Genomic DNA, 25,481 nt, shown 5'->3' on the forward strand with positions numbered 1-25,481 from the left:
CGGACGGCCAGGAGCGAACGTCCCGGGGATGGTCAGGCCGCGATGCGGCCGTCGCGCATCCCGATGGTCCGGTCGACGAGGTCCGGCGCCACCGGCACGTGCGACACCACCACGACGGTCCGCCCTGCTGCCCGGGCGGTGGTCACGAGGTCGCGCAGCACGGCGTCGCCGAGATCCGGGTCGATGTCGGCCGTCGGCTCGTCGAGCACGAGCACGGGGAAGGCGTGCAGGAGCGCCCGGGCGAGCGCGAGCCGGTGTGCCTGCCCGCCGGAGACGAGGGCACCGCGCTCCCCCACGGCCGCATCGAGACCACCACGGCGCTCCACCCACGCCCCGAGGCCGACCCGGTCGAGCACGCCGAGCAGGTCGTCGTCCGTCGCGGTCTCCCGCGCGAAGAGCAGGTTCTGCCGGATCGACTGGTCGAACACGAACGGGTCCTGCTCGATGAGTCCGACCCGCGCACGCACGGCGTCCGGGTGCATCGTCCGTGCCTCGACCCCGTCGATCGTGTAGCTGCCCCGGTACTCGACGAACCGCACGAGCGCGTCCACCAGCGTCGACTTGCCCGCGCCGCTCGGCCCCTGGACCACGACGACCTCGCCGGGGAGCAGGTCGAACGAGACGTCGTCCACGGCGGCGTCGATCGCCCCCGGCCACCGGACGGTCAGCCCGGACACGGACACCGCGACCGGACCGTCGACCACGAGGGACGCCGGCTCCGCATCGGCAGCGGGCTCCTGGACGATCCCGTCCGGCGTGACGGCGGGGACCACCCGCTCGACCCGGTCGGCGGCCGCCCGCACCCGCCGGTACGTCAGCACCGCGAGCGGGAGCGCCCCGACGACCTCGAACAGCGCGAGCGGGACGAAGACCGCGAGCGCCCAGAGCGGTCCGTCGAGCGCACCGGTGACGACCGCTGGTGCACCGGTCGCGAGGATCCCGATCACCGCGGCACCGCCGATGAGTCCGACCGACGCCCCGACGAGCGACTCGACCGTGGCCCGACGGCGGACCGCACGGGTGACCCGGGCGTCGAGTGCGGCGATGTGCGTGAGCCGTTCGTCGAGGGTGCCGTAGGCGGCGAACACGTCGAGCGTCCGCACCGTGTCCAGGACCAGGTCGGCGACGCGCCCGCGGTCCGCCGCGGTCTCCTCGTCGCTGCGGCGCGCGATCGACGCGGTGACGACGGAACCGAGGACGGCGGCGAGCACGAGGGCCACGAGCAGCACGAGGGCGGCGGGGACGGACACCAGTGCGACGGCGACGACCGAGAGCAGCGCGGTCACACCGGCGGACACGAGCGGACCGACGACGCGGATCGGCAGGTCCTGCAGCCGATCGGTGTCGGTGACCAGGCGGGTCATCAGGTCACCGCGTCCGGTGCTCCCGAGGCCCGCCGGCGCGACCGACGCGAGCCGGCGGTACATCTCGGTCCGGACCACGGCGAGTTGCCGGAAGGACGCGTCGTGCCCGGCGAGCCGGTCCACGTACCGCAGCGCCGCCCGACCGAGCGCGAACGCCCGGACCCCGACCATGACGAGCGTCAGGTAGAGGATCGGCGGGTGTTCCGCCGCCCGGGTGATCAGGTACCCGCTCGCCGCGAGCAGGGCCACAGCGCACAGTGCGCTGAGCGAGCCGGCGGCGACCGCCTTGCCCCACCCGGCACCGCGCGGCATCGCGAGCCGCAGGACGGAGCCGCCACGGGCCTCCTGGCCGGTCACGCGTGCGCTCCGAGGACCGCGACGGCACCGCTCGCGGCGACGTCGACGCGGACGTCGGCCGCGGCGACGACCGCCGGCCGGTGGCTCGCGACGACGACCACCGCACCGTCGGCGGCGAGCCGCCGCATCGTCGTGATCAGGTGCGCCTCCGCGTCGGCGTCCAGTGCGGACGTCGGTTCGTCGAGGAGCACCAGGCGGGTGCCGGATCGACGGTGCCGGTAGAGCGCTCGGGCGACGGCGACGCGCTGCGCCTGTCCGCCGGACAGTCCGGCGCCGCCTGCACCGACCTGGAGGCTCGGGTCGAGTCCCAGCCCCGCGTCACCGAGCGCGGTCAGCACGTCGTCGTCGTCGGGCCGCTGGCTGAGGGCCACGTTCTCGGCGATGGTGCCGCGGACGAGTCGTGCGCGTTGGTCGGCCCACGCGATCCGGTCGTCCACGGTCGAACCGGCCGGACCGGGCACGACGACCGTGCCGTCGTGCGGCACGGCACCGCGGATCGCCGCGATGAGGCTCGACTTGCCGGCACCGCTCGGACCGACGAGCGCGAGGACCGTGCCGGGGCGGGCGTCGAGGTCGACGGGCCCGATCACCACGTCCTGGCGCCTGATGGCCACGCCGCGGAGCACGAGGTCGGTGGCGGCGGGCGGCGTCGGCGGAGCAGCAGCCGGCGTGCGGTCGTCGTCGAGCACGTCGAGCACGGCTGCCGACGCCTCGACGCCGTCCTGCGCGGCGTGGAAGTCGGCACCGACCTGTCGGATCGGCGCGAAGGCCTCCGGTGCCAGCACCAGGACGAACATCGCGGCGCCGAGCCCGAGCGAGCCGTCCACGAGCCGGATGCCGATCGACACCGCGACGAGGGCGACCGAGAGGCTGGCGGCGAGCTCGAGCGCGAAGCCGCTCACGAACGACAACCGGAGGACGCCGAGGGTCCCGCGTCGGTACTCGTCCGTGACGGTGCCGATGCGGGCGACCTGCCGACGCGCACGACCGAAGACCTTCAGCGTGGACAGCCCCTCGACGGCCTCGAGGAATGCACCGCCGAGTCGCGCCAGCGCGTCGGACTGCTTCCGCTGCAACGACTGCGTGGCGAGACCGATGAGGATCATGAACACGGGGATGACCGGCAGCGCGCAGAGGACGACGAGCCCGCTCGTCAGGTCGCCGAGACCGATCGCGACGAGCAGCACCGGGGTCGCGATCGCCGTGAGTGCGAGCTGTGGCAGGTAGCGCCCGAAGTAGGCGTCGAGGGCGTCGAGCCCCGGACCGAGCGTCGTCGCGAAGCCGGCGCTCGACCGTTCCGCGAGCCACCCGGGTCCGCGTTCGGCCGCCCGCGCCAGCACGGTGCGGCGCAGCTCGCTCTTCACGGTCGCTGCGGCCCGTGCGGCGAGGTCGTCCGTCGCCCACGCCGCCACGGCGCGCACGACGAACGCACCGCCGAGCAGCGCCAGCGTCGGCACGAACACCGCGGGGACGACGCCGCCGTGGTGCACGGCGTCGACCACCTCGGTGACGGCAGCGGCGACGGCCCACGCGATCGCGATGGTCGCGAGCGTGCGGACGACACCCGTCCCGGCCGCGGCGACGATGAAGCCGCGCGCCGAGCGTGAGAGGCGGAGCAGACGCGGGTCGAGCGGCTTCATCGGCGACGCACCTAGTGGGCGGCCGCGGTGACCTGCGCCCGCGAGACCCGCTTGCGGAACACCCAGTACGTCCACGCCTGGTAGGCGAACACGAGCGGGACGAAGATCAGTGCGACCCAGCTCATGACCGTCAGCGTGTACGTGCCACTCGATGCGTTGTAGACCGTGAGGCTCCGTGCCACGTCGTTCGAGGCGGGCATCACGTTCGGGAAGATCGCCGTGAACATCGCGAGCACCACCGCGGCGATCGTGACCGCCATCAGCGTGAACGCCCGACCCTCCTTGCCCCACGCGTTGCACAGCACCGCGAGGACGAGCGCGAGCGCGGCGACCACGGAGAGCACCAGCGACGCCGGGGTGGCCCGGACGAACGCCATCGACACGAGGAAGGCCGCCGCGACGACGATCGTCACGATGCCGGCCCTGGTGGCGAGCCGCTTCGCACGGTCGCGGATGTCACCCTCGGTCTTCAGCGCGATGAAGACGACGCCGTGCGTGAAGAACACCAGCAGCGTCGCGAGCCCGGTCAGCAGCGCGAACGGGTTGAGCAGGTCGAACAGCGTGCCCGTGTAGTTGTGCCCGGAGTCCATCGGGATCCCGCGGACCACGTTGCCGAACGCGACGCCCCAGAGGAACGACGGCACGGCGCTGCCGACGATGATCATCAGGTCGAACGAACGCTTCCACTGCAGCTGCTTGTTCTGGTGGCGGTACTCGAACGAGACCCCACGGGCGATGAGCGCCGCGAGGATCAGCAGCAGCGCCAGGTAGAACCCGGAGAACATCGTGGCGTACCACTCCGGGAACGCCGCGAACAGGCAGGCGCCGGCCACGATGACCCAGGTCTCGTTGAGGTCCCAGACGGGGCCGATCGTGTTGATCATGACGCGACGGTCGGTGTCGTCCTTGCCGAGGAACGGCAGGGCCATGCCGACGCCGAAGTCGAACCCGTCGAGCACGAAGTAGCCGACGAAGAAGACGCCGACGATGGCGAACCAGAGAACGGGGAGGTCCATGATCAGTACACCGTCACTTCGTGCTTGACCTCGCCGGTCTCCTCGTCCACCGGCGCCGGAGCAGCGGGGCCTTCTTGCGCCACCTTCTTGATGAGCCGGAACTCCACCACCGCCAGCGCGCCGTAGATCAGCGTGAAGACGACGAGCGAGATGAGGACCTCGACGCCGGTCACGTTCGGGGACACCCCGTCAGCGGTCTTCAGCAGCCCGAACACGAGCCACGGTTGCCGGCCCATCTCGGTGAAGATCCAGCCGACGATCATCGCGGCCATCGGCAGCGGCACCGCCCAGGTGGCGATCCGCCACACCCAGCGCTGCGTCGGGAAACGGCCCTTGCGGGTCAGCCACAGTCCGGCGAGGGCGACGAGGACCGCGCCGACGCCGAGGGCGATCATCCAGCGGAACGACCAGTACGTCACCCAGATGATCGGCTTGTAGTCACCGGGGCCGTACACCTGCGTGTACTGCGCCTGCAGGTCGTTGATGCCCTCGACCGTGCCGTTGAAGGTGTGCGTCGAGAGGAACGACAGCAGGTACGGCACACGGATCGAGAACAGCTCGTGCACGCCGTCCGGTGTGCCGAGCGTGAAGATCGAGAACGAGGCGTCCTTGCCGGTCGCCGTGTTGTACAGCGCCTCGGCCGCGGCCATCTTCATCGGCTGCGTGTCGACCATCGTCAGCCCGAGCTGGTCGCCGGTGAGGACGGTCAGCGCACCGGCGGCGACCATCGTCCAGAGGCCGAACTTCAGCGCCGGCATCATCGTCTCGAGGTTCTGGTTGCGCGCCAGGTGGTACGACGCGACCGAGATGATCACGCCGGCGGCCACCATGAAGCACGCGAAGAGCGTGTGCGGGAACGCGGCCAGTGCGACCTTGTTCGTCAGCACCGCCCAGATGTCGGTGAGTTCCGCGCGGCCCTTGGCTTCGTTGATGACGTAGCCGACGGGGTGCTGCATGAACGCGTTCGCGGCGATGATGAAGTACGCCGACATGATCGTCCCGGCGCTGACGCACCACATGCTCGCGAGGTGCAGGCCCTTGGGCAACCGGTCCCACCCGAAGATCCAGACGCCGATGAACGCCGCCTCGAAGAAGAACGCGAGGATCCCCTCGAGTGCGAGCGGGGCGCCGAACACGTCCCCGACGAACCGGGAGTAGTTCGACCAGTTCATGCCGAACTGGAACTCCTGCACGATGCCCGTCACGACACCCATCGCGAAGTTGATGAGGAAGATCCGGCCGAAGAACCGGGTGAGCTGCAGGTAGTGCGCCCGACCGGTGCGGTACCACGCCGTCTGGAACGTCGCGACGACCACGGCCATGCCGATCGTCAACGGGACGAAGAGGAAGTGGTAGATGGTGGTCAGCCCGAACTGCCACCTGGACAGGATGAGCGGATCGAGGATGTCGTTCATGCGGCTGTACCGATCGGGAACGCCGCGCGCTGTTCGTGCACGTCAGTTGCTTCCTGTGGAAGGGGTACTTCTGGGTGTCACAACCGTTGGGACACCTCCACGGTACCGGCAGGCGACTCGATTCGACAACTTGTAGAAACCCGAACTGCACGAACGTGCAGGGCCTGTGAACGGCACAACCGTGCCGAACGGATGTGCCGGGGAACGACGACAGGTGCCGGGCACATTGCCCGACACCTGTCGTTTATCTCACACTTGCTGGAGGACTAGAGCAGACCCTTGTCCTGCAGGAAGGCCTTGGCCACCGAGGCCGCGGACTTCTGCTCCACGGAGTTCTGACGGTCGAGCTCGATGAGCGCGTCCGTGGTGAGCACCTTGTTGACCTTCTCGATCGCCGCGGTCGCCTTCGAGTCCAGCTTCGAGGACACGATGGGCGTGACGTTGTTCACCGGCACGAGGTTCTTCGGGTCCTCGAGCGTGACGAGCTTCTCGGTGGCGATCGACGCGCTGGCCGAGTAGATGTCGGCGACCTGCGAGTCGCCGTCCTTGATCGCCTTGACCGTGAGCGGGCCACCGGAGTCGTTCTGCTGGTTGACCTCACCGGTGATGCCGTACTTCGCCTTCAGGCCGGTCGGACCGTACGCAGCCGTGGCGAACTCGGGGTTCGCCGCGATCGAGATGGTGCCACCGATCTTCGACAGGTCGCCGATCGACTTGAGGTCGTACTTGTCGGCGAGCTCCTGCGTGACCGTGTACGTGTCCGAGTCGGATGCGTCCGCGGACGGCAGGGCCTTGACGCCGGAGGGCAGTTCGTCCTTCAGGGCGGCGTTGATGCCGTCCGTCGTGGTCTCCGTCGTCGTGTCCTTGTTGTCGGACTGCAGGAGGTAGTTCAGCAGGTTGCCGTTGTACTCCGGGAACACGTCGATGTTGCCCTTGGCGACCTCGGGCCAGTAGGCCTTGCGCTGTCCGATGTTGAGCTTCTTGGTGACGGTGAAGCCGGCCTTCTCGAGTTCCTGCGCGTAGAGCTCCGCGATGATCTCGTTCGACGGGTAGGCCTGCGAGCCGACGGTGATGGTGTCCGACGAGCCGGAGCCGCCGCCGGAGGAGAGCGGGTCGCCTGACGAGCAGCCCGCGAGGGCGATCGCGGCGGCGGTCGCGACCGCGATGGTCGCGCCGAGGCGCTTGGTGCGTGCAGTGGTCACTGGAGGGTTCCTTCCAAGGGGGTTGATGCCCGACTTTCCGAGCGGTCAGCGTCGCGCCGTCCATCACCCGCGGAGGCGGCGGTGGTACCCGCCGGCACCGCGAGCCGCTGCAGGACGGCGAACACGATCTCGAAGACGATGGCGAGTGCGATCACCAGGAGCGAACCGCCGAGGACCTCTTCGTAGTCCTGGTTGGCGAGCCCGGAGAACGCGTACCCGCCGAGACCGCCCGCGTTGATGTAGGCGGCGAGCGTGGCGGTCGCGATGACCTGGAGCACCGCGGCACGGATGCCGCCGACGATCAGCGGGAGCCCGAGCGGGATCTCCACCTTCGTCAGCAGCTGCCACGTGGTCATGCCCTGCGCCTTGGCGGCGTCGATGGTCACACGGTCGATCGCCTCGAGGCCGGAGTACGTGCCGGCCAGGATCGACGGGATCGCCAGGATGACGAGTGAGATGAGCGGCGCTTCGATGCCGAGCCCGATCCACAGGGCGAGGATCGTCAGCAGGCCGAGCGTGGGGAGCGCCCTGACCCCGCCGGAGAACCCCACGGCGAGGCTCTTGCCGCGCCCGGTGTGCCCGATCACGAGGCCGAGGGGCACCGCGATGGCGCAGGCGATGACGATGGTGAGCAGCGTGATCCACACGTGCTCCCAGAGACGGACCGGGATGCCGTTCGCCCCGACGGAGTTGGCGGGGTCGAAGATCCAGGCGATGGCGCCGGCGAAGAGGTTCACGCGGACACCTCCCCGGTCCGGACGTCCGCCGCTGCACGACGCCGGATGCGCTTGGCGTCACGGCTGCCACCGCGGGTCCACGGCATCACGATGCGCCCGATGAGCACCAGGAGGCCGTCGATGACGAGCGCCAGGACGATCGTCAGCACGATGCCGGTCAGGATCTCGACACTGATGCCGCGCTTGAGGCCGTCGGTGAGCAGGAACCCGAGGTTCGGGATCCCCAGGAGCGCACCGACCGTGACGAGGCTCACCGTGCTGACCGCGACCACCCGGATGCCGGCGAGGAGCACGGGGCCGGCGAGGGGCAGTTCGACGCGGAAGAACCGCTGCACGGGCGAGTACCCCATGGCCGCCGCGGCGTTCAGCACCGCGGGGTCGACGGCGTCGAGTGCGTCGGCCGCCGAGCGCGCCATCAGGGCGACGCCGTAGATCGTCAGCGCGATGACGACGTTCGCCGGGTCCAGGATGTTCGTCCCGAGCAACGGCGGCAACGCGAGGAAGAGCGGGAAGGACGGGATGGCGTAGAGCAGGCTCGCCACCACGATGATCGTCGAACCGGTCGCCCGTGCACCTCGGCGACCCTTGCGCAGACGGTTCACGAGCAGGCCGATCGGCACCGAGAGCACGAAGCTGATGACGATCGGCGGGATCGACAGCCAGACGTGCGCGATCAGGTTCGACGTGATCGTGTCGAGGTTGCCGGTGACCCAGTTCACACGCTGTCCCGGTGCGCGGCGTCCCGGTGTGCGGCGTCCGGCCCGGCCGGCTGCGGCACTGCGGACGCCGCGTCGACGACCGGGACCGGACCGGTGAGCACACCGGCGGCCCGTCCGTCCCCATCGACCACGATGGGCCCGGTGGGCGTCTGCTCGACACGGAGCGCTCGACGACCACGTCCGGCGCCGATGAAGTTCGCCACGAAGTCGTCCGCCGGTTCCGAGAGGATCTCGGCCGGTGTCCCGAGCTGCGCGATCTCGCCGCCCTTCTTCAGGATGACGACCTGGTCGCCGAGCTTGAACGCCTCGTCGATGTCGTGGGTCACGAACACGACCGTCTTGCCGAGCTCGCGCTGGAGCCGGATGAGCTCGTCCTGCAGGTCGTTGCGGACCAGCGGGTCCACCGCGCCGAACGGCTCGTCCATCAGCAGGATGTTCGGGTCGACGGCGAGCCCGCGGGCGACACCGACGCGCTGCTGCTGGCCACCCGACAGCTGCGACGGGTAGCGGTCGGCGAAGCCGCGGTCGAGTCCGACGGTGTCCATCAGCTCGAGCGCCCGCGCGCGGGCTTCCTGCTTCGACACACCGGTGAGCAGCGGCACGGTCGCGATGTTGTCCGCGACCTTGCGGTGCGGCAGCAGGCCCGCGTTCTGCATCACGTAGCCGATGCTGCGGCGGAGCTTCACCGGGTCGACGCCTGCGACGTCCTCACCGTCGATGGAGACGGACCCGGCAGTGGGGTCGACCATCCGGTTGATCATGCGGAGCAGCGTCGTCTTCCCGCAACCACTCGACCCGACGAAGACCGTCGTGGTGCGTGATGGGATGACGAGGTCGAACCGCTCGACTGCGGCCGTGCCGTCCGGGTACGTCTTGCGCACCTGGCGGAACTCGATCATGGGTGCCCTTCTGGTAGGAGGTAGCCCGACTCCGAGTGAGAGTACCCGTCAGCACCGACAGCGGTACGTCCAGGTGACGATCCGTGACGTGACCGGGCGTGTCCCGGACAGCGCCACCCGGCGGCGGCCGGTCTGCGGAAGCCGCCACGGCTCTGGAGCCGACCCCGCGCACGGCGGATGCCGCGGACACGACAGCGCCCGCGCCTCCAATTCGGAGGGCGGGCGCCGTTCGGATTGGTGACCGGTGGTCAGGAGGCGGCGATCACCGACTCCAGGTACGTCTTGTTCATGACGCGGTATGCCGCGATGAGCCCGGTGTCCGGGTGCTCGCGGTCTTGGTGTGCCCTGGCCAGCACTGCGTGTCCGGATTCGGCGAGGACGACCCACGCTCGCGCGACGGCGTCGTTGTCCGGCAGGCCGAAGCGCTCGCGCATGATCGCGCCGACCGCCCCGCCGAGGGCACCCATGCGGTCTTCCTCGTCACCGACGCCGGAGTCCGCGGCGTCGCCGAAGCGGATCGCGCGGAACCCCGGCTCGGCCCGGTACATCTCGCTCGTCATGTCGATGAGCGCGTCGCAGGCGTCCTGCCAGGTCGTCGCGCCGCTGGCGTCGAGCGCGTCGACGAACCGGGACGCGAGCCGCTGCGTGCAGCGGATGGCGAGCGCCTCGACCACGGCGATGCGGTCCGGGAAGTACCGGTAGACCGTGCCGATGGACGCCCCCGCCCGTTCGGCGACCATGGCCGTGGTGAGCCGCTCGAAGCCGATCTCGTCGATCACCGCGGCTGCGGCGTCGAGGAGCCCGGCGAGGCGCGCCGAACTGCGGGCTTGGACCGGCTCGTTCCTGAGCAGTGATGATCCCCCCGGCAGTGCGTTCGAAACCTCGGTGACGAGCACGTGTTCTCCTTCTCGCGGCGACCGCGGGCTGATTGTGTGACGGGGCAACTCTCGCAGAGCCCGGCTGGAATCCCGCTGCGATTCTCCGGGTGTCGAGTGCGTCGTGCCCATCCTCCACCCCTCCGTGGGATGATGGGCCGATGCCCGACCCGACGTCCCACGAACCGTCGCTGGCCGAGCCGATCCTGCATCGTGCCGCCCGGATCGAGGACGCCGTGCAGGAGTTCCGTGAACAGCGCGCCCGTCGACGCGGCCTCGTGCCGACCGTCATCCCGTACACCGGGTACGGCGCGCCCGGGTGGATCCGGGTGCTCTGCCGGGTGCTGCTGACCCGGCGTGGACTCGCCTCGGACGCGGCGTACACCGGTGTCCGCGGCTGGCGGACCTTCACGAGCGTGGCGGTCGACCACGCCGAGGTGACCATCACCGCCGGCGGGGTCACCCACACCGTGCAGTCCGACCGTGGCGGCGTGGTCGACACCATCGTCCCGATCGACCTCGAACCGGGCTGGCAGACCATCAGGCTGTCCGCCGGCGGGCAGCGCGACGCCGAGGCCGACGTCTTCGTCGTGCACCCGGACACGCGGTTCGGGCTGCTGTCCGACATCGACGACACCGTGATGGTGACCTCGCTCCCCCGTCCGATGCTGGCCGCGTGGAACTCCTTCGTCCTCACCGAGCACGCGCGCCGCCCGGTCCCCGGCATGTCCGTCCTCTACGAGCGTGTGCTCGCGCAGCACCCCGGGTCGCCGACGGTGTACCTCTCCACCGGTGCGTGGAACGTCGGGCCGACGCTCCAGCGCTTCCTCACCAGGAACATGTACCCGTCCGGCACCCTGCTGCTCACCGACTGGGGCCCGACGCACGACCGCTTCTTCCGGAGCGGGCAGCTGCACAAGCACGAGAACCTCCGGCGGCTCGCCCGCGACTTCCCGGACATCAAGTGGCTGCTCGTCGGTGACGACGGGCAGCACGACGAGACCCTGTACGGCGACTTCGCGCGCGAGCACCCGGACAACGTCGCGGGTGTCGCGATCCGGCAGCTGTCCACGAGTGAGGCCGTCCTCGCCGGTGGGCGGTCCAGGGCCCAGGAACGCTCCAGGGAATCCGCCGCGCCGTGGGTCTACGCCCCGGACGGCGCCGGTCTCTGGACCGAGCTCGCCCGCGTCGGGATCACCGAACTCGACTAGAGCCTGCGCGCACTCTCAGTCGGTGACGCATGACGCCGGTGGAACATCGGCGGTCAGTGGTTCGATCGGGGGCATGGCGCAACGCATCGAGGACCACGCGATCATCGGGGACTGCTACACGGCCGCACTGGTGGACCGTGCCGGCACGATCGACTGGGCGTGTCTCCCCCGCTTCGACAGCCCCTCGACCTTCGCGTCCCTGCTGGGAGGCGAGCACGACGGGCACTGGACGCTCCGACCCACCGACCCCGACGCCATCGCCGAGCGTCGGTACGAGGAGGACACCCTCGTCCTGACGACGATCTGGACCACGTCCACCGGCGTCGTCGAGGTCACCGACTTCATGCCAATCGGCGCGCACCGGGCATCGGTCGTCCGGCGCGTCAGGGGGCTCACGGGCGAGGTCGAGGTCCGACAGGCCCTGCGCATCCGGTTCGACTACGCCCGCGCACTCCCCTGGGTCCGCCAGGTCGGCGACGACGACGACCCAGCACTCGTCGCGACGGCGGGGCCCGGGTCGGTCATCGTCCGCGGCGTCCGGTTCCACGCCGACGACCACCGTCACGTCGCGACCCGTACGGTGCACGACGGCGACGTGCTCGACACCGTGCTGACCTGGTACCCGTCGCACCGCGAGCCCCCGGAGGAACTCGACGTCGACGACGCACTCCACCGCACCAGGCAGTGGTGGCGCGACTGGACCGGCACCGCCCGCGTCGGCGGCCGGTACGCCGACGCCACCCGCCGATCGCTGCTCTTCCTCCGTGCGATGACCCACGCGGAGACCGGCGGGGTCGTCGCCGCGGCCACCACGAGCCTGCCGGAGGACCCGGGCGGCGAACGCAACTGGGACTACCGGTACGTCTGGCTCCGCGACGCCTCGCTGGCACTCGCGTCGATGATCGCCCACGGCTACCAGGACGAGGCGAAGCACTGGCGCGGCTGGCTGCTCCGGGCGATCGCAGGCGACCCGGCCGACGTGCAGATCATGTACGGCATCGCCGGCGAACGCGAGCTGCCGGAACGTGAGCTCGACCACCTCGCCGGGTACGCGGGATCGAAGCCCGTGCGGGTGGGGAACGGTGCGTACACGCAGTACCAGGGCGACGTGTTCGGCGAGGTGCTCGCGGCGCTCCACGACGCCCGCGAGCTCGGCGTCGAGGAGAACGCCGACTCGTGGGCGCTCCAGCGGGCCCTGCTCGGCTACGTCGAGGAGCACTGGCAGGAACCGGACAACGGCATCTGGGAGATGCGCGGCCCCCGGCGGAGCTTCACGCACTCGCGGGCGATGATCTGGGCCGCGTTCGACCGAGGGGTCGCCGCGGTCGAGGAATTCGGACTCGAAGGCCCCGTGGACCGCTGGCGCCGGCTCCGCGACGCCGTCCGTGCGGAGATCGACGAGCACGGGTGGAACGCCGAACGCGGCTCCTTCCGCCAGCACTACGACACCGACGAGGTGGACGCGAGCCTGCTCGTCCTGCCGCAGATCGGCTACTGCAAGGCGACCGACCCGCGGATGCTCGGGACCGTCGCCGCGATCGAGGAGGACCTCCGCGTCGGCTCGGACGGGCTCGTGCTGCGGTACCGCACCACGGCCGGGTTCGACGGGCTGAGCGGCAGCGAGCACCCGTTCCTGGCCTGCTCGTTCTGGCTGGTCGAGCAGTACGCGGCATCGGGGCGAATCGAGGACGCCGAGCGGCTCATGGACGTGCTCGTCGGGTACGCCAACGACGTCGGCATGCTCTCGGAGGAGATCGACGTCGAGACGGGGCACCACATCGGCAACACCCCGCAGGCGCTCTCGCACCTGACGCTGGTGGCCGCGGCGGACGCGATCGAACGTGCCCGCGGCAAGGCGACGGGGCACCGCACCCGGATCCCCCAGCACGACGGCGGCACCAGGTCGTGGACGGGCGAGGGCGAGCGCGCGGGCACCCCGGCCTGACGCGCCGCCGCCCTGTGGGCCGAATCGCGCGGAGGGGGCCGAATCGGGCGTAGGAGGCGCGGAATCCCGACCACCTACGCGCGTTTCGGCTTTCCATTGCGGCCGTTGTGGGACGGAACGCACGCAGACGACGGACGGGAGGCGCGGTGCCAGCTGGCACCGCGCCTCCCGTCCGTGTGTGGTCCGGATCAGTGCGTCAGGACGACGACTCCCAGTCCGCGGGACCGCGCGAACCCGCGCGGTACTCCTCGAGCGGGACCTCGTTCGCCTTCCAGGCGGCGACGACGGGCTCGACGATCTCCCAGCACCGCTCCGCGACGTCGCCGCGGATCGAGAGCAGCGGGTCGTCGTGGAAGATCCCGTTGAGCACCTCGCCGTACGGGGTCAGCTCGCCGTCGCTGAACGACGACGACAGCGTGACCTGGCCCATCTCGAAGGGGTTGCCCCCACCGTTCGCCGACACGGTCAGCTCGATCTCGTCCGGGTTCAGGACGATGCGCAGCGTGTCCGTCTTCGGGCGACCGGTCAGGCCGGAGGGCAGGCGCGGAACCGGCTTGAAGGTGATCAGCACCTCCTTGCGGCTCGCGCCGAGCGCCTTGCCGGAACGCAGCGTGAAGGGGACGCCCTTCCAGCGTGCGGTGTCGACCTCCACCGAGATCTCGGCGAGCGTCTCGGTCTGACGACCAGGCTCGACGCCCTGCTCGTCCTGGTAGGACGGGAGCTCCTTGCCGTCGATCGTGCCGGCCGTGTACACCGCGCGGCGCGAGGCGATTTTCGCGTCGTCGCCCTTCAGTCGGGTCGAGCGGAGCGCACGGGCGAGCGACGAGCGGAACTCGACGGCGTCGATGGCAGCCGGGGCGTCCATCGTCACGAGGCCGAGGATCTGCAGCAGGTGCGACTGGATCATGTCCACCATCGCGCCGGCCTCGTCGTAGTACTGGGCGCGGTTCTCCAGGCCGAGGGTCTCGTCGTAGAAGATGTCGACCTTCTCGATGTTCTCCGCGTTCCAGATCGGCTCGAACAGGCGGTTCGCGAAACGCAGACCGATGATGTTCAGGACCGTGGTCCGGCCGAGGAAGTGGTCGGTGCGGTGCACGCGCTCTTCGGGGACGATCTTGAGGACCGTCTCGTTGAGGGCCTTGGCGCTGGCGACGTCGGTGCCGAAGGGCTTCTCGAACGCCAGGGTCGTGCCCTCGGGGAGGTCGACCGACTGCAGGGCCTCGCAGATGTCCGACGCGATCTGCGGCGGGAGCGCGAAGTACAGGATCGGCTCGTTCTCGGCGGCGTCGAGCAGCGCCTTGAGGTGCTTCGGGTCGGTCGGGTCGCCCTGGATGAAGATCGTCGACTCGATGGTCGCGTCGACCTCGGGTCCCTTGACGTCCTGCGAGGCGAAGGACTTCGTGACGATGTCCTTCCACTTCTCCGGGGTGCGCTCACTGCGGCCCGTGCCGATCAGCTGGACGGGGACGGCACGGCCGCTCTGCAGGAACGTGCCGAGGCCCGGCAGGAGCAGGCGGGAGGCGAGGTCGCCCGTCGCACCGAAGATGATGAGTGTGCGCTTGTCGGTCACCGGTGGTGACTCCTTTCGCGTGGTGGATGGGTCCGCATGGCTGCAAGCCGTACACGGGCCGGTTGATTCCCTGATGAGCGGCGGGCTGCGCGCGCTCTCATGGAGGTCGTCAGGACGCAGTTCGGGCGGCACCGAAGTTGGTGCCGCCCGAAGCGCGTCTGTCGTGGGTCAGTGCCCGAAGTTGCCGCGGTAGTACTCGAAGACCCAGCCGACCAGCGTCACGGCGACGAGCGCCAGACCGATCGGGACGATCCACAGGCCGGCTGCGACACCGAGGAAGCAGATCGACGTCGACGCGGCGAGGAGGATGGGCCACCACGACCACGGGCTGAAGTGCCCGAGCTCGGCGTCGCCGTCCTCGATGTTGGCGTCCTGGCGGTCTTCCGGCAGGTCCCCGCCCTGGGCGGAGAGCACGCGGCCGAGGTAGAACGCGATGAACGCGGCCATGAGCCCGACCAGGCCGATGCCGACCGTGCCGACTGGCTCCCACCCACCGTTGTGGGCGAGGGCGAACCAGATCGTGTACGCGGCGTCCGCGAGGATGAAGAACCCGAAGAGGATCCAGAACAGGTTGACGTTGGCGCGCATCGCCTTACTTCACCTCGCCCTTCGCGGCGTCGTAGGTCGGGGCATCGGGAGCGTCCTTCGCGGGACCCACACCGATCGGCACACCCGCTTCGGGGTGGTTCAGGTCGAACGCCGGGGACTCCGAACGGATCCGCGGGATCGACGTGAAGTTGTGCCGCGGCGGCGGGCAGCTGGTCGCCCACTCGAGCGAGCGGCCGTAGCCCCACGGGTCGTTCACGGCCACCTTCGGGGCGTTCCGCGCGGTGACGTAGACGTTGAAGATGAACGGCAGGAACGAGATGCCGAGGATCATCGCGCCGATGGTCGACAGCTGGTTCATCCAGGTGAAGCCGTCGTTCGGCAGGTACGTCGCGTAGCGACGCGGCATGCCGATGACGCCCAGCCAGTGCTGGATGAGGAACGTCGTGTGGAAGCCGATGAAGAGCAGCCAGAAGTGGATCTTCCCGAGGCGCTCGTTGAGCATGCGACCCGTCCACTTCGGCCACCAGAAGTAGAAGCCGGAGAACATCGCGAACACGACGGTGCCGAAGACCACGTAGTGGAAGTGCGCGACGACGAAGTAGGAGTCCGACACGTGGAAGTCGAGCGGCGGGGAGGCCAGGATGACACCGGTCAGACCGCCGAACGTGAAGGTGATCAGGAAGCCGATCGCCCAGAGGATCGGGGTCTCGAAGGTCACCGAGCCGCGCCACATCGTGCCGACCCAGTTGAAGATCTTCACGCCGGTCGGGACCGCGATGAGCATCGTCATGAGCGAGAACCACGGCAGCAGCACCGAGCCGGTGACGTACATGTGGTGCGCCCACACCGTGACCGAGAGGGCCGCGATGGAGATGGTCGCGTAGACGAGGGTCTTGTACCCGAAGATCGGCTTGCGGCTGAAGACCGGGAAGACCTCGGAGACGATGCCGAAGAACGGCAGCGCGATGATGTACACCTCTGGGTGGCCGAAGAACCAGAAGAGGTGCTGCCAGAGCAGGGCTCCACCGTTCGCGGGATTGAACACCTGGGCGTCGAACACCCGGTCGAGACCGAGCCCGAACAGTGCGGCGGCGAGGACCGGGAAGGCCATGAGCACGAGGAGCGACGTCACGAGGGTGTTCCACGTGAAGATCGACATGCGGAACATGGTCATGCCGGGGGCGCGCATCGTGATGATCGTCGTGATGAAGTTCACCGCACCGAGGATCGTCGAGAAGCCCGTCAGGCCGAGCCCGAAGACCCACAACGTGCCACCGAGCCCTGGTGTGAACGTGGTGTCACTCAGTGGCGCGTAGGCGAACCAGCCGAACGACGCCGCACCTTGCGGGGTGAGGAAGCCGCCGACGGCGATGAGCCCACCGAAGAAGTAGAGCCAGAACGCGAAGCCGTTCAGACGCGGGAACGCGACGTCCGGCGCACCGATCTGCAGCGGCATGATGGCGTTCGCGAAGCCCGAGAACAGCGGCGTCGCGAACAGCAGCAGCATGATCGTGCCGTGCATCGTGAAGAGCTGGTTGTACTGCTCCTTCGTCGCGACGAGCTGCAGCCCCGGCTCGAAGAGCTGCGCGCGGATGACGAGCGCCATCACGCCGGCGAGCAGGAAGTACAGGAACGACGTGATCAGGTACATGTACCCGATCGTCTTGTGGTCCGTGGAGGTGATCCACCGGACGATGATGTTGCCCTTCCGACCGACCTTCGACGCCTGGAAGTCCGGCGTCGAGGTGCTGGTCGGTTGGCCGACGAATGACGTGGTCATCTGGCGAGCCCCTACTTGTCGTCCGACGCCGTGACGGGCGCCTTGTTGTCAGGCTGGTTCGTGTTGGTGTTGTACTCGTCGCCGAGCAGGCCCACCTTGCCCTGGTCCTTGAGGGTGTCGAGGTACGCCTCGTACTTGGCGGGCGACACGACCTTCACCTGGAAGAGCATGAGGGAGTGGTACTCGCCGCAGAGTTCGGCGCACTTGCCCTGGTACGTGCCTTCCTTCTGCGGGATGAAGTACTCGTAGTTCGTCTTCCCGGGGAGCATGTCCTTCTTGTACAAGAAGTCGATGATCCAGAAGGAGTGGTCGACGTCGCGGGAGTCGAGCTCGATCTTGACCTTCTTGCCGACCGGCAGGTAGAGGGTCGGGAGCTGCGACTCGTCGATCGCGCCGTTCTTGTTCTCTTCTTCCTGGGCCTGGATGCCCTGGTAGTAGACGCTCTTCGACGGGTCGTTCTGGTCGATGTAGTTGAAGTCCCACGCCCAGCGCTTGCCGTAGACGTGCACCGTGGTGTCCGGCTGCGCGAACGGCTTCTCGATCGCGGCCTGGTCCTTGGCGGTGAAGGCGAAGAAGCCCAGCACGAGGATGAGCGGCACGATCGTGTAGAAGATCTCGAGCGGCATGTTGTAGCGCATCTGCACCGGGAGGCCGGTCTGGCCCTTCCGACGGCGGTAGACGATCGCTGCCCAGATGATCAGGCCCCACACGATGAGCCCGACGGCGAGGAGCACGATCCAGCTGGTGGTCCACAGGCCGACGATGCGGCTGGTGTGGTTCGTGACGTCCTTCGTCTCATCGGTGCCCGGCAGCCACCCGTTGAGCTGCTGCTGCGAGCAACCCGCCAGTGCGATGACCAGACCGACGGCCACCGGGACGGCCGCCCAACGTATACGGCGATTCGAACGCACTGTTACCTCTCGGAATGACGTGAACCCGGAGCGCAGTTGCGTCGAAGACCGACGCGAGGCGCACGAAGGCGTCTCATGGCTGGCTCCCAGCTTGGTTGGAACACTCCTAGCTTACTCGCAGCTGGTGACGCCTCGTGCACGCCCGACACACCCTCGGGCCCGATCCGACCGTGTCCGACTCGGTTTTTCCCTGGTCATCGCGGGCCTGCGAGCACGGAAAACGCGAGCGGGGAGCAACCGTGTCGGTCGCTCCCCGCTCGCGTCGTCGGGACTGCCCCAGGTCAGTGGAAGCTGTCTCCGCACGCGCAGCTGCCCTGCGCGTTGGGGTTGTCGATGGTGAAGCCCTGCTTCTGGATGGTGTCCTCGAAGTCGATCGTCGCACCGTCGAGGTACGGGACGCTCATCTTGTCGACGACGACCTCGACCCCGTCGAACTCGGCGGTGGCGTCACCGTCGAGCAGACGCTCGTCGAAATAGAGCTGGTAGATCAGCCCGGAGCAGCCACCAGGCTGGACGGCGAGGCGCAGACGGAGGTCGTCACGGCCTTCCTGCTCGAGGAGGCTCGCCACCTTCCCCGCCGCGGCGTCGCTGAGCAGGACCCCGTGCGACGACGGTGCCGTCGCGGCCGTGGTCTCGGTGGTGATGGTGTCGCTCATGCGCGCCTCCCTCTGCTGCGGTGCCGGTCACCGCTGCCTGGTCGATTGTAAGCACGCCCACCGACGGACCGCAGCCGATGTGGAGAACGTGCACCGAGCCTCCAGGCAGGTCAGCGCGTCGCGAGGCGGGCCAGCAGGATCGTCTCGGCCGCGATCGCACGGTGCAGCACGCCGAGGTGCTGGGACTCGTTCGGGCTGTGCGCCCGCGTGTCGGGGTCCTCGACCCCGGTCACCAGGATCTGCGCCTCGGGGAACTCGGCGGCCAGGTCGGACACGAACGGGATCGATCCCCCGATGCCCTGCTCCACGGGCTCTGCGCCCCATCCCTCGGCCATCGCGGTGCGTGCCTCACGGACGGCCCACCCGCTGGTGTCCACGAGGAAGCCGTCCCCGGCGTCGGGCTCGCTGATCTCCACGCGGGCGCCGAACGGCGTGTGCGCGGCGATGTGGCGCTCGACGGCGGCGTACGCGTCGCGTGCGGACTGTCCGGGGGCGACCCGGACCGAGACGCGCGCCGAGACCGTCGGCAGCAGCGTGTTCGACGCGTTCGCGACGCTCGGGACGTCCATGCCCGTGACGGTGATCGAGGGCTGGAACCACATGCGCGACAGGACGTCGCCGGTGCCGACCGGCCTCGCACCCGGGACCAGCGCCGCATCGGCGGCGAGTTCGTCCTCGCTGCGGGCCGGCACCGGCGCGTCGTACGAGGTCAGCCCCTCGACGGCCACCGAACCGGCGTCGTCGTGCAGCGAGGCGAGCAGCCGGACCATCGGCAGCATCGCGTCGGGTGCCGCTCCCCCGAACATGCCGCTGTGGCTCGCGTGCTCGAGCGTCGTCAGGGTCAGCTTGAACGTCACGTTGCCGCGGAGGGAGACCGTGATCGCGGGGACCTCGGTGGACCAGTTGTCGCTGTCGGCCACCACGATGACGTCGGCGGCCAGGTGCTCCTTCTGCTCGCGGAGGAACGTGCGGAACGAGCGGGAGCCGAACTCCTCCTCGCCCTCCACGAAGAGGACGATGCCGAGGTCGAGGTCGTCGCCGAACCGCGCGTGCAGGGCACGGAGCGAGGCGACGTGGGTCATCACGCCGGCCTTGTCGTCCGAGGCGCCGCGGCCGTACAGGCGGTCCCCGCGGAGCGTCGGCTCGAACGGCGGGGTCTCCCACGGCGCGTCGTCGCCCTGCGGCTGGACGTCGTGGTGGGCGTAGAGCATCACGGTCGGCTTGCCGTTGCGGGCCGGGCGGACGGCGAGGACCGCGGGCTGCCCGAGCTCGACGCCGTCGAGCTCCGTCCCGGTCGCATCCGAGGCACCGGCGGGCGTGTCGCCCTCGACGGCGCTCCTGATGATCCTGACCTCGTCGAACACACCGGTGCTGCGCGCCAGGTCGGCCACGGCCTCCGCGTTCCGCCGCACGTGCGCGGGGTCGAACGCCGACCAGGACACCGACGGGATCCGCACCAGACCCGAGAGGTCGGCGATCGTCGTCGGCAGGTCGCCCTGCACCTGTTCGCGGAGGGCGTCGAGCAGGTCGGAGTCGGTCGCGGGTGCGGACTGTGCGTGGTCGGTCATGCCCGGTAATCTAGAGGACAACCGGTGCCGGGGCGTTCCCCGGCGCACCGCTCACCGACCAGCAGGAATCACCGTGGCGAAGGCAGCACCCAAGACCAACACGACAGTCAACCCCTCGGAAGAGGAACTGCTGGAGCAGGGCAAGGGTCGTCCGACGCCGTCCCGCCGCGAGCGCGAGGCAGCGAACCGCCGCCCGCTCGTCGGCAACACGCCCGTCGACAAGAAGGCAGCGCGCGCCCGCCTCAACAACGAGCGCGAGAAGGCCCGCGTCGGGATGGCCAACGGCGAGGAACGGTACCTCCCCGCGAAGGACAAGGGCGAGCAGCGCAAGTTCGTGCGCGACTACATCGACGCGCGCTGGAACGTCGGCGAGGTGATGATGCCGGTCCTCGTGGTCTTCCTGATCGTCGGGTTCGTCGCGTCGCAGACCGCTGCCGCCTCGTACGCGCTGCTGCTCGTGTGGGCGTTCGTGGCGCTGTTCATCCTCGACTGCGTCGTGCTCTGGGTCGTGCTGCGCAAGAAGCTCACCGCGAAGTTCGGCGTGTTCCAGAAGGGAACGTTCTTCTACATCCTGACGCGGGCGTGGCAGCTGCGCTTCCTGCGCCTGCCGAAGCCCCAGGTCAAGCGCGGTCAGTACCCCTCCGTTTGACCCGTTCGTCCCGAAGCGCCGCCGGCCCCTGGCCGGCGGCGCTTCGTCGTCCCGGCGCGCGGCGGGGTGGAGCCGGGTGGGCGCGCCGGGGGCCGTGTCCGGTGACGCGCCGGACGGGAGGCTCGAAGCCGAGCCGCAACGAGCCTCCCGTCCGTCGACTGGTCACGACACGTCGCCGGTCTTCCGCCGACCGGTCGAAGAGTGTCGTTGCGACCTTCCGGGACCGACGGAACGCGACCGCTCGAAGAACGTGAGCGGGGTGTCGCGACCGGTCGCGGCGAACGTGAGCGGGGGGGACGCGACAGCGCCCCCGGCGGCGCTCAGCGCGCGGCGCGCGCTTCGCGCTTCAGCCGACGCCGCCGCAGCCGGTTGATCCGCGTCGCCCAGGTCGGCCCCTCGTAGAGGAACGCCGTGTAGCCCTGCACGAGCGTCGCGCCGGCGTCGACACGGGCCTGCACGTCCGCCTCGGAGGTGACGCCCCCGACCGCGATCACGCAGAAGTCGGTCGGCACGGCGGCGCGCACGCGGCGCAGGACGTCGAGCGACCGGGCGGACAGCGGCGCCCCGGAGAGTCCGCCAGCCCCCATCGCCTCGACGTCGGCGACCGGGGTCGCGAGCCCGGAGCGCGAGATCGTCGTGTTGTTCGCGATGACCCCGGCGAGCCCGAGGTCCACCGCGAGCCCGGCGATCGCGTCGATCTGCTCGTCGGTGAGGTCCGGCGCGATCTTCACCAGCACGGGGACCCGCCCGGCGGCGTCGTTCACGGCGGAGAGCAGGGGTCGGAGCTGGTCGAGCTCCTGCAGCCCACGGAGGCCCGGCGTGTTCGGTGAGCTCACGTTGACCGCGAGGTAGTCCGCGAACGGCGCGAGGAGCCGCGTCGACTCGAGGTAGTCGTCGACCGCGTCCGCGACGTCGACCACGCGGCTCTTGCCGATGTTCACGCCGATGACGGGCCGACCGGGGTTCCGGCGAGCACGCTCGAGCCGGCGTGCCGCGGCCGCTGCACCCTGGTTGTTGAACCCCATGCGGTTGATCAGGGCACGGTCGGCGATGAGCCGGAACAACCGCGGCTTCTCGTTGCCCGGTTGGGGCTTCGCCGTGATCGTGCCGACCTCGACGTGCCCGAAGCCGAGCAGACCGAGGCCGCCGATCCCCCTGGCGTCCTTGTCGAACCCGGCGGCGAGGCCGAACCGGGACGGGAAGTGGATGCCCATCGTCGTGACGCCGTCGTCGGCCGACGGACGGGAGTACCGCTCCACGAGCCCCCGCACGATCGGGACCCTCGGCAGCACCTTGATGACGCCGAACGCCAGGTGGTGGGCACGCTCGGGGTCCATGTTCGCGAAGACGCCACGGAAGACGGCCCCGTACCCGGCGCGGACGATGCGTTCCGCGATGCCGCTCACGCGTCGGCCCCGGTCGTCGACTGCGGCTCACCGTGGTGGTCGATGCGGAGCTGCCCGATCGCGGACTCGAAGTCCTCGAGCGAGTCGAACGCCTGGTACACGCTGGCGTACCGCAGGTAGGCGACCTCGTCGAGTTCACGCAGCGGGTCGAGGATCGCCAGGCCGATGTCGTTCGCCTCGATCTGGCTGGCGCCCGAGGACCGCACGATCTCCTCCACCCGTTGCGCGAGCACCGCGAGGTCGGAGTCCGTCACGGGGCGGCCCTGGCAGGCCTTCCGCACGCCGGAGATGATCTTCTCCCTGCTGAAGGGTTCGAGCACCCCGTTCCGCTTCACGACGTTGAGCGATGCGGTCTCCGTCGTGGAGAAGCGACGCCCGCAGTTCGGGCACTGGCGGCGGCGACGGATCGAGGTGCCGTCGTCGCTCGTGCGGGAGTCGACGACGCGGGAGTCCGGGTGGCGGCAGAAGGGGCAGAACATGTCGTGCCCCAGGCTATCGGTTCGGCACGCCCGCTACGGGCCGACGGGCGAACCTGTGCGGGCGGTCACCGCTGCACCGTGGGCGGGGAGCTGCTCCTCGGTCGAGAGCGCGACGATGTGCGGAGCGACCTCGGCCAGTGCGTCGGCCGTGTAGCGGATCACCTGCTGGGGTCGCAGGAACGTCGACGCCGACAGTCCGGAGCCGAACCGGGCCTGGCCGCCGGTCGGCAGCACGTGGTTCGAGCCGGCCAGGTAGTCCCCGAGACTCACGGGCGTGCTCGGGCCGACGAACACCGCACCAGCCGCGTCGATGTCCGCCAGGACCGCGTCGTCGTCGACGGTCTGGATCTCGAGGTGCTCCGGCCCGTACGCGTTGCTCACGGTCGCCGCGTCCGCGAGCGAGTCCACCAGGACGACTGCGGACTGCGGGCCGTCGAGCGCGGCCTGGAGGCGCGTGGCCGTCCCGAGCACCGCCGTCTGTCCCGGGATGGCGGCTTCCACCGCATCGGCGAACGTCGCCGACGTCGTCACCAGCACGCTGCCGGCCTGTTCGTCGTGCTCGGCCTGGCTGATGAGGTCGGCAGCGACGTACGCGGGGTCGGCGGACTCGTCGGCGATGACGAGGATCTCGGTGGCGCCGGCCTCGGCGTCGATCCCGACCACGCCACGGACCAGGCGCTTGGCTGCGGCGACGTAGTTGTTGCCGGGCCCGGTGACGAGGTCGACCGGCTCGAGGCCGATCGACGGCACGCCGTACGCCAGCGCGCCGATCGCTCCGGCTCCGCCCATCGCGTAGACCTCGTCGATGCCGAGGAGCCCGGCCGCGGCGAGGATCGTCGGGTGCACGGCGCCGCCGTGGTCGCGCTGCGGCGGGGACACGAGCGCGATCGAACCGACGCCGGCGACCTGCGCCGGGACGACGTTCATGACGACGCTCGACGGGTACACGGCCTTGCCGCCGGGGACGTAGAGCCCGACGCGCCGCATGGGCTGCCAGCGCTGGTGGACCTCGGCGCCGTCGGCCAGGGTCGTCACGGACGCGGCGGGGACCTGGGCGGCACTCGCTGCCCGGACGCGGCGGATCGCCTCGTCGAGCGCCGTGCGGAGCTCCGGCGTGAGCCCGGCGACCGCGGCGGTGATGTCGGCGGCCGGCACCCGGACGGCCGCCGGTGCTCCCCCGTCGAACCGCTCGGCCTGCTCCTGCAGCGCCTGGGCTCCACGCTCGCGGACGTCGTCCACCAGCGCCCGGGCCGCTTCCACCGCGTGCCCGACGTCACCGACGGCACGCGGCATGAGACGGAGGAGTTCGGCGCGGACGGGCAGTCCGCCACGGAGGTCGATTCGCTGCATCATGAGGCGTCCAGCGTACCGACGCGGGGTGCACGTCCGAGTACGGCGTCGATGACGGGCGCGTGCCGCTCGACGTCGTCACTCCCCCATGCGCCGGCGACGAGCAGCGTGGCGATCCGGAACGCGAGCGCGCGGACGAGCAGCTGCGACCACTCCGGGACCCCGTCGCCGAGTCGCTCGAGGCCGTCGAGCGGGTGCCCGTGCCAGCAGACCGCGTCCACCGCGGCGATCGCGGCACCGAGCCCCGCTGGTCGCCAGTACGGCGGCCAGTCGATGACCGCCGGCGGGTGCCCGTCCACGAAGAGCACGTTGCCGAGGAGGTCGCCGTGGACCAGCTGCGACGGTGCCTCGACGGGACGGAAGGCCTCGACCAGCCGGTCGAGCGACGGGTCCCGGGGCAGCGCGCCGTCACCCCACACGGCCCGGTCCGCACGCGACCACGCGTCGTCCTTCGCCATGAGGAACGCCGGACGCTCGAGCCCGGCGATCGCCCGGTGGAAGGCGGTGCCCGCGCGGATGACGTCAGCGACCCGGGTCTCGTCGGCCTGTCCGGGGAGCCACTCCCACGCTTCCCAGGCGCCGTGCCGCCACTCGTCAGTGATCGTCCGGACGGGTCGAGGGGTCCGGAACCCGTCGCCGTCCGGCAACGACGCGAGAACGCCGGCACGCCAGTCAGTCTCGGCGGGGCCGTCGTGCGGCCGGAGCACAACGGCCCCGGCGCGCCACGTCAGCCCGCGACCACCGACGAGTCGCTCGATCACCGCCCCCTGCACCCCGAAGGCGCGGAGGACGTCCTCCCCCGGAGCCGCAGCATCGCCCGCGATCACGGAGTCCGGAAGACCTTCGTCATCGGTCGGCCCTTGGCGAGCTCGTCGACGAGCTTGTCGAGGACGCGGATCCGCCACATCAGCGGGTCGTCGATCTCCTCGACCCTGATGCCGCAGATCATCCCCGTGACCTGCGACGCGTCGGGGTTGAGCGTCGCCTGTTCGAAGAACGCCTCGAACGTCGACTCGTCGGCGAGCTGCTGCGCGAGCGCCACTTCGTCGAAACCGGTCAGCCACGCGATGACGGCGTCGAGCTCCTCCTTCGTCCGGCCCTTGCGCTCCAGCTTCGCGAGGTAGAGCGGGTAAACCGCAGCGAACGGCGTCCCGAAGATGCGGTGTCCGGCCACGTCCGCTCC

At 70.0% G+C, this 25,481-nt stretch carries 23 protein-coding genes; 3 read left to right on the plus strand and 20 right to left on the minus strand.

Features of this window, described 5'->3' with window-relative positions; all coding sequences use genetic code 11:
- Nucleotides 1-32: 32 nt before the first annotated feature.
- From cydC to ACEN9V_RS03700, 9 genes are all read right to left on the minus strand, one after another.
- Complete coding sequence (gene cydC, locus ACEN9V_RS03660) at nt 33-1,721, minus strand: thiol reductant ABC exporter subunit CydC (RefSeq protein ID WP_413602173.1); 1,689 nt, start codon at nt 1,719-1,721, stop codon at nt 33-35.
- Nucleotides 1,718-3,361 carry a thiol reductant ABC exporter subunit CydD gene (cydD, locus tag ACEN9V_RS03665; RefSeq protein WP_413602174.1) on the minus strand — a complete coding sequence of 548 codons (1,644 nt, stop codon included), beginning with the start codon at nt 3,359-3,361 and terminating at the stop codon, nt 1,718-1,720. Before cydD ends, cydC begins: the two co-directional genes overlap by 4 nt.
- Nucleotides 3,362-3,372: 11 nt before the next feature.
- Entirely contained in the window at nt 3,373-4,377 is a 1,005-nt protein-coding gene (gene cydB, locus ACEN9V_RS03670) for a cytochrome d ubiquinol oxidase subunit II (RefSeq protein ID WP_281264214.1), read from the minus strand.
- Nucleotides 4,378-4,379: 2 nt separating this feature from the next.
- A complete protein-coding gene (locus ACEN9V_RS03675; protein ID WP_281264213.1) occupies nt 4,380-5,792 on the minus strand; it encodes a cytochrome ubiquinol oxidase subunit I in 1,413 nt (470 codons plus the stop codon).
- Between the two features lie 266 nt (nt 5,793-6,058).
- Nucleotides 6,059-6,994, minus strand: a complete 936-nt coding sequence (locus ACEN9V_RS03680) for an ABC transporter substrate-binding protein (RefSeq protein ID WP_413602175.1) — start codon at nt 6,992-6,994, stop codon at nt 6,059-6,061.
- Nucleotides 6,991-7,731, minus strand: coding sequence for an ABC transporter permease (locus ACEN9V_RS03685; RefSeq protein WP_402728461.1), 741 nt, complete (start codon nt 7,729-7,731; stop codon nt 6,991-6,993). Before ACEN9V_RS03685 ends, ACEN9V_RS03680 begins: the two co-directional genes overlap by 4 nt.
- Nucleotides 7,728-8,450 carry an ABC transporter permease gene (locus tag ACEN9V_RS03690; RefSeq protein WP_281264210.1) on the minus strand — a complete coding sequence of 241 codons (723 nt, stop codon included), beginning with the start codon at nt 8,448-8,450 and terminating at the stop codon, nt 7,728-7,730. Before ACEN9V_RS03690 ends, ACEN9V_RS03685 begins: the two co-directional genes overlap by 4 nt.
- On the minus strand, nt 8,447-9,349 hold the full coding sequence (locus ACEN9V_RS03695) for an ABC transporter ATP-binding protein (RefSeq protein ID WP_413602176.1): 903 nt from the start codon (nt 9,347-9,349) through the stop codon (nt 8,447-8,449). Before ACEN9V_RS03695 ends, ACEN9V_RS03690 begins: the two co-directional genes overlap by 4 nt.
- Before the next feature lie 248 nt (nt 9,350-9,597).
- Nucleotides 9,598-10,245, minus strand: coding sequence for a TetR/AcrR family transcriptional regulator (locus ACEN9V_RS03700; RefSeq protein WP_413602177.1), 648 nt, complete (start codon nt 10,243-10,245; stop codon nt 9,598-9,600).
- Between the two features lie 140 nt (nt 10,246-10,385).
- On the opposite strand from ACEN9V_RS03700, the gene ACEN9V_RS03705 reads away from it, so the two are divergent.
- Together ACEN9V_RS03705 and ACEN9V_RS03710 are read left to right on the plus strand one after the other, a co-directional pair.
- Nucleotides 10,386-11,435, plus strand: a complete 1,050-nt coding sequence (locus ACEN9V_RS03705) for an App1 family protein (RefSeq protein WP_281264207.1) — start codon at nt 10,386-10,388, stop codon at nt 11,433-11,435.
- Between the two features lie 73 nt (nt 11,436-11,508).
- Nucleotides 11,509-13,380 (plus strand): glycoside hydrolase family 15 protein, encoded by a 1,872-nt coding sequence (locus ACEN9V_RS03710; RefSeq protein WP_413602178.1) that lies wholly within the window; start codon nt 11,509-11,511, stop codon nt 13,378-13,380.
- 196 nt (nt 13,381-13,576) lie between these two features.
- On the opposite strand, the gene ACEN9V_RS03715 is transcribed toward ACEN9V_RS03710, so the two are convergent.
- The 6 genes from ACEN9V_RS03715 to ACEN9V_RS03740 all read right to left on the minus strand — a co-directional run bounded on the left by ACEN9V_RS03715 (nt 13,577) and on the right by ACEN9V_RS03740 (nt 20,414).
- Entirely contained in the window at nt 13,577-14,950 is a 1,374-nt protein-coding gene (locus ACEN9V_RS03715; RefSeq protein WP_402728457.1) for a glucose-6-phosphate dehydrogenase, read from the minus strand.
- 168 nt (nt 14,951-15,118) lie between these two features.
- Entirely contained in the window at nt 15,119-15,538 is a 420-nt protein-coding gene (locus ACEN9V_RS03720; protein WP_413602179.1) for a cytochrome c oxidase subunit 4, read from the minus strand.
- Nucleotides 15,539-15,542: 4 nt separating this feature from the next.
- Nucleotides 15,543-17,279 (minus strand): cytochrome c oxidase subunit I, encoded by a 1,737-nt coding sequence (ctaD, locus tag ACEN9V_RS03725; protein WP_413602180.1) that lies wholly within the window; start codon nt 17,277-17,279, stop codon nt 15,543-15,545.
- Between the two features lie 11 nt (nt 17,280-17,290).
- Complete coding sequence (coxB, locus tag ACEN9V_RS03730) at nt 17,291-18,190, minus strand: cytochrome c oxidase subunit II (RefSeq protein ID WP_413602181.1); 900 nt, start codon at nt 18,188-18,190, stop codon at nt 17,291-17,293.
- A gap of 281 nt (nt 18,191-18,471) precedes the next feature.
- On the minus strand, nt 18,472-18,846 hold the full coding sequence (locus ACEN9V_RS03735) for a HesB/IscA family protein (RefSeq protein ID WP_281264201.1): 375 nt from the start codon (nt 18,844-18,846) through the stop codon (nt 18,472-18,474).
- A 110-nt stretch (nt 18,847-18,956) separates the two neighbouring features.
- On the minus strand, nt 18,957-20,414 hold the full coding sequence (locus tag ACEN9V_RS03740; protein ID WP_413602182.1) for a dipeptidase: 1,458 nt from the start codon (nt 20,412-20,414) through the stop codon (nt 18,957-18,959).
- A gap of 73 nt (nt 20,415-20,487) precedes the next feature.
- Here ACEN9V_RS03740 and ACEN9V_RS03745 point away from each other — a divergent pair, with 73 nt between their 5' ends.
- Nucleotides 20,488-21,063 (plus strand): DUF3043 domain-containing protein, encoded by a 576-nt coding sequence (locus ACEN9V_RS03745; protein WP_413602183.1) that lies wholly within the window; start codon nt 20,488-20,490, stop codon nt 21,061-21,063.
- Nucleotides 21,064-21,383: 320 nt separating this feature from the next.
- Here ACEN9V_RS03745 and ACEN9V_RS03750 read toward each other — a convergent pair whose 3' ends face one another.
- Genes ACEN9V_RS03750 through ACEN9V_RS03770 form a run of 5 tightly spaced genes read right to left on the minus strand, consistent with a single transcriptional unit; the run spans nt 21,384 to nt 25,472 of the window.
- Nucleotides 21,384-22,469, minus strand: a complete 1,086-nt coding sequence (locus ACEN9V_RS03750; RefSeq protein WP_402728453.1) for a quinone-dependent dihydroorotate dehydrogenase — start codon at nt 22,467-22,469, stop codon at nt 21,384-21,386.
- The gene (nrdR, locus tag ACEN9V_RS03755; protein ID WP_402728452.1) at nt 22,466-22,948 is read right to left on the minus strand and encodes a transcriptional regulator NrdR; all 483 of its coding nucleotides are present in this window, start codon (nt 22,946-22,948) and stop codon (nt 22,466-22,468) included. The genes ACEN9V_RS03750 and nrdR overlap by 4 nt, the downstream gene beginning before the upstream one ends.
- A gap of 33 nt (nt 22,949-22,981) precedes the next feature.
- The gene (gene hisD, locus ACEN9V_RS03760) at nt 22,982-24,301 is read right to left on the minus strand and encodes a histidinol dehydrogenase (RefSeq protein ID WP_413602184.1); all 1,320 of its coding nucleotides are present in this window, start codon (nt 24,299-24,301) and stop codon (nt 22,982-22,984) included.
- A complete protein-coding gene (locus ACEN9V_RS03765) occupies nt 24,298-25,125 on the minus strand; it encodes a hypothetical protein (protein ID WP_413602185.1) in 828 nt (275 codons plus the stop codon). The genes hisD and ACEN9V_RS03765 overlap by 4 nt, the downstream gene beginning before the upstream one ends.
- Nucleotides 25,122-25,472: a DUF2200 domain-containing protein gene (locus ACEN9V_RS03770; protein WP_413602186.1), complete on the minus strand. Its 351-nt coding sequence runs from the start codon at nt 25,470-25,472 to the stop codon at nt 25,122-25,124. The genes ACEN9V_RS03765 and ACEN9V_RS03770 overlap by 4 nt, the downstream gene beginning before the upstream one ends.
- Nucleotides 25,473-25,481 lie beyond the last annotated feature (9 nt).

Origin of the sequence: Curtobacterium sp. Curtsp57 (assembly GCF_047324335.1) — a bacterium.
Classification (GTDB): Bacteria; Actinomycetota; Actinomycetes; order Actinomycetales; family Microbacteriaceae; genus Curtobacterium.

Coding starts and splice junctions, on each gene's coding strand:
- cydD (WP_413602174.1), bottom strand. CDS start 3,361: ATGAAGCCGCTCGACCCGCGTCTGCTCCGCCTCTCACGCTCGGCGCGC.
- cydB (WP_281264214.1), bottom strand. CDS start 4,377: ATGGACCTCCCCGTTCTCTGGTTCGCCATCGTCGGCGTCTTCTTCGTC.
- ACEN9V_RS03675 (WP_281264213.1), bottom strand. CDS start 5,792: ATGAACGACATCCTCGATCCGCTCATCCTGTCCAGGTGGCAGTTCGGG.
- ACEN9V_RS03695 (WP_413602176.1), bottom strand. CDS start 9,349: ATGATCGAGTTCCGCCAGGTGCGCAAGACGTACCCGGACGGCACGGCC.
- ACEN9V_RS03705 (WP_281264207.1), top strand. CDS start 10,386: ATGCCCGACCCGACGTCCCACGAACCGTCGCTGGCCGAGCCGATCCTG.
- ACEN9V_RS03710 (WP_413602178.1), top strand. CDS start 11,509: ATGGCGCAACGCATCGAGGACCACGCGATCATCGGGGACTGCTACACG.
- ACEN9V_RS03720 (WP_413602179.1), bottom strand. CDS start 15,538: ATGCGCGCCAACGTCAACCTGTTCTGGATCCTCTTCGGGTTCTTCATC.
- ctaD (WP_413602180.1), bottom strand. CDS start 17,279: ATGACCACGTCATTCGTCGGCCAACCGACCAGCACCTCGACGCCGGAC.
- ACEN9V_RS03735 (WP_281264201.1), bottom strand. CDS start 18,846: ATGAGCGACACCATCACCACCGAGACCACGGCCGCGACGGCACCGTCG.
- ACEN9V_RS03740 (WP_413602182.1), bottom strand. CDS start 20,414: ATGACCGACCACGCACAGTCCGCACCCGCGACCGACTCCGACCTGCTC.
- nrdR (WP_402728452.1), bottom strand. CDS start 22,948: ATGTTCTGCCCCTTCTGCCGCCACCCGGACTCCCGCGTCGTCGACTCC.
- hisD (WP_413602184.1), bottom strand. CDS start 24,301: ATGATGCAGCGAATCGACCTCCGTGGCGGACTGCCCGTCCGCGCCGAA.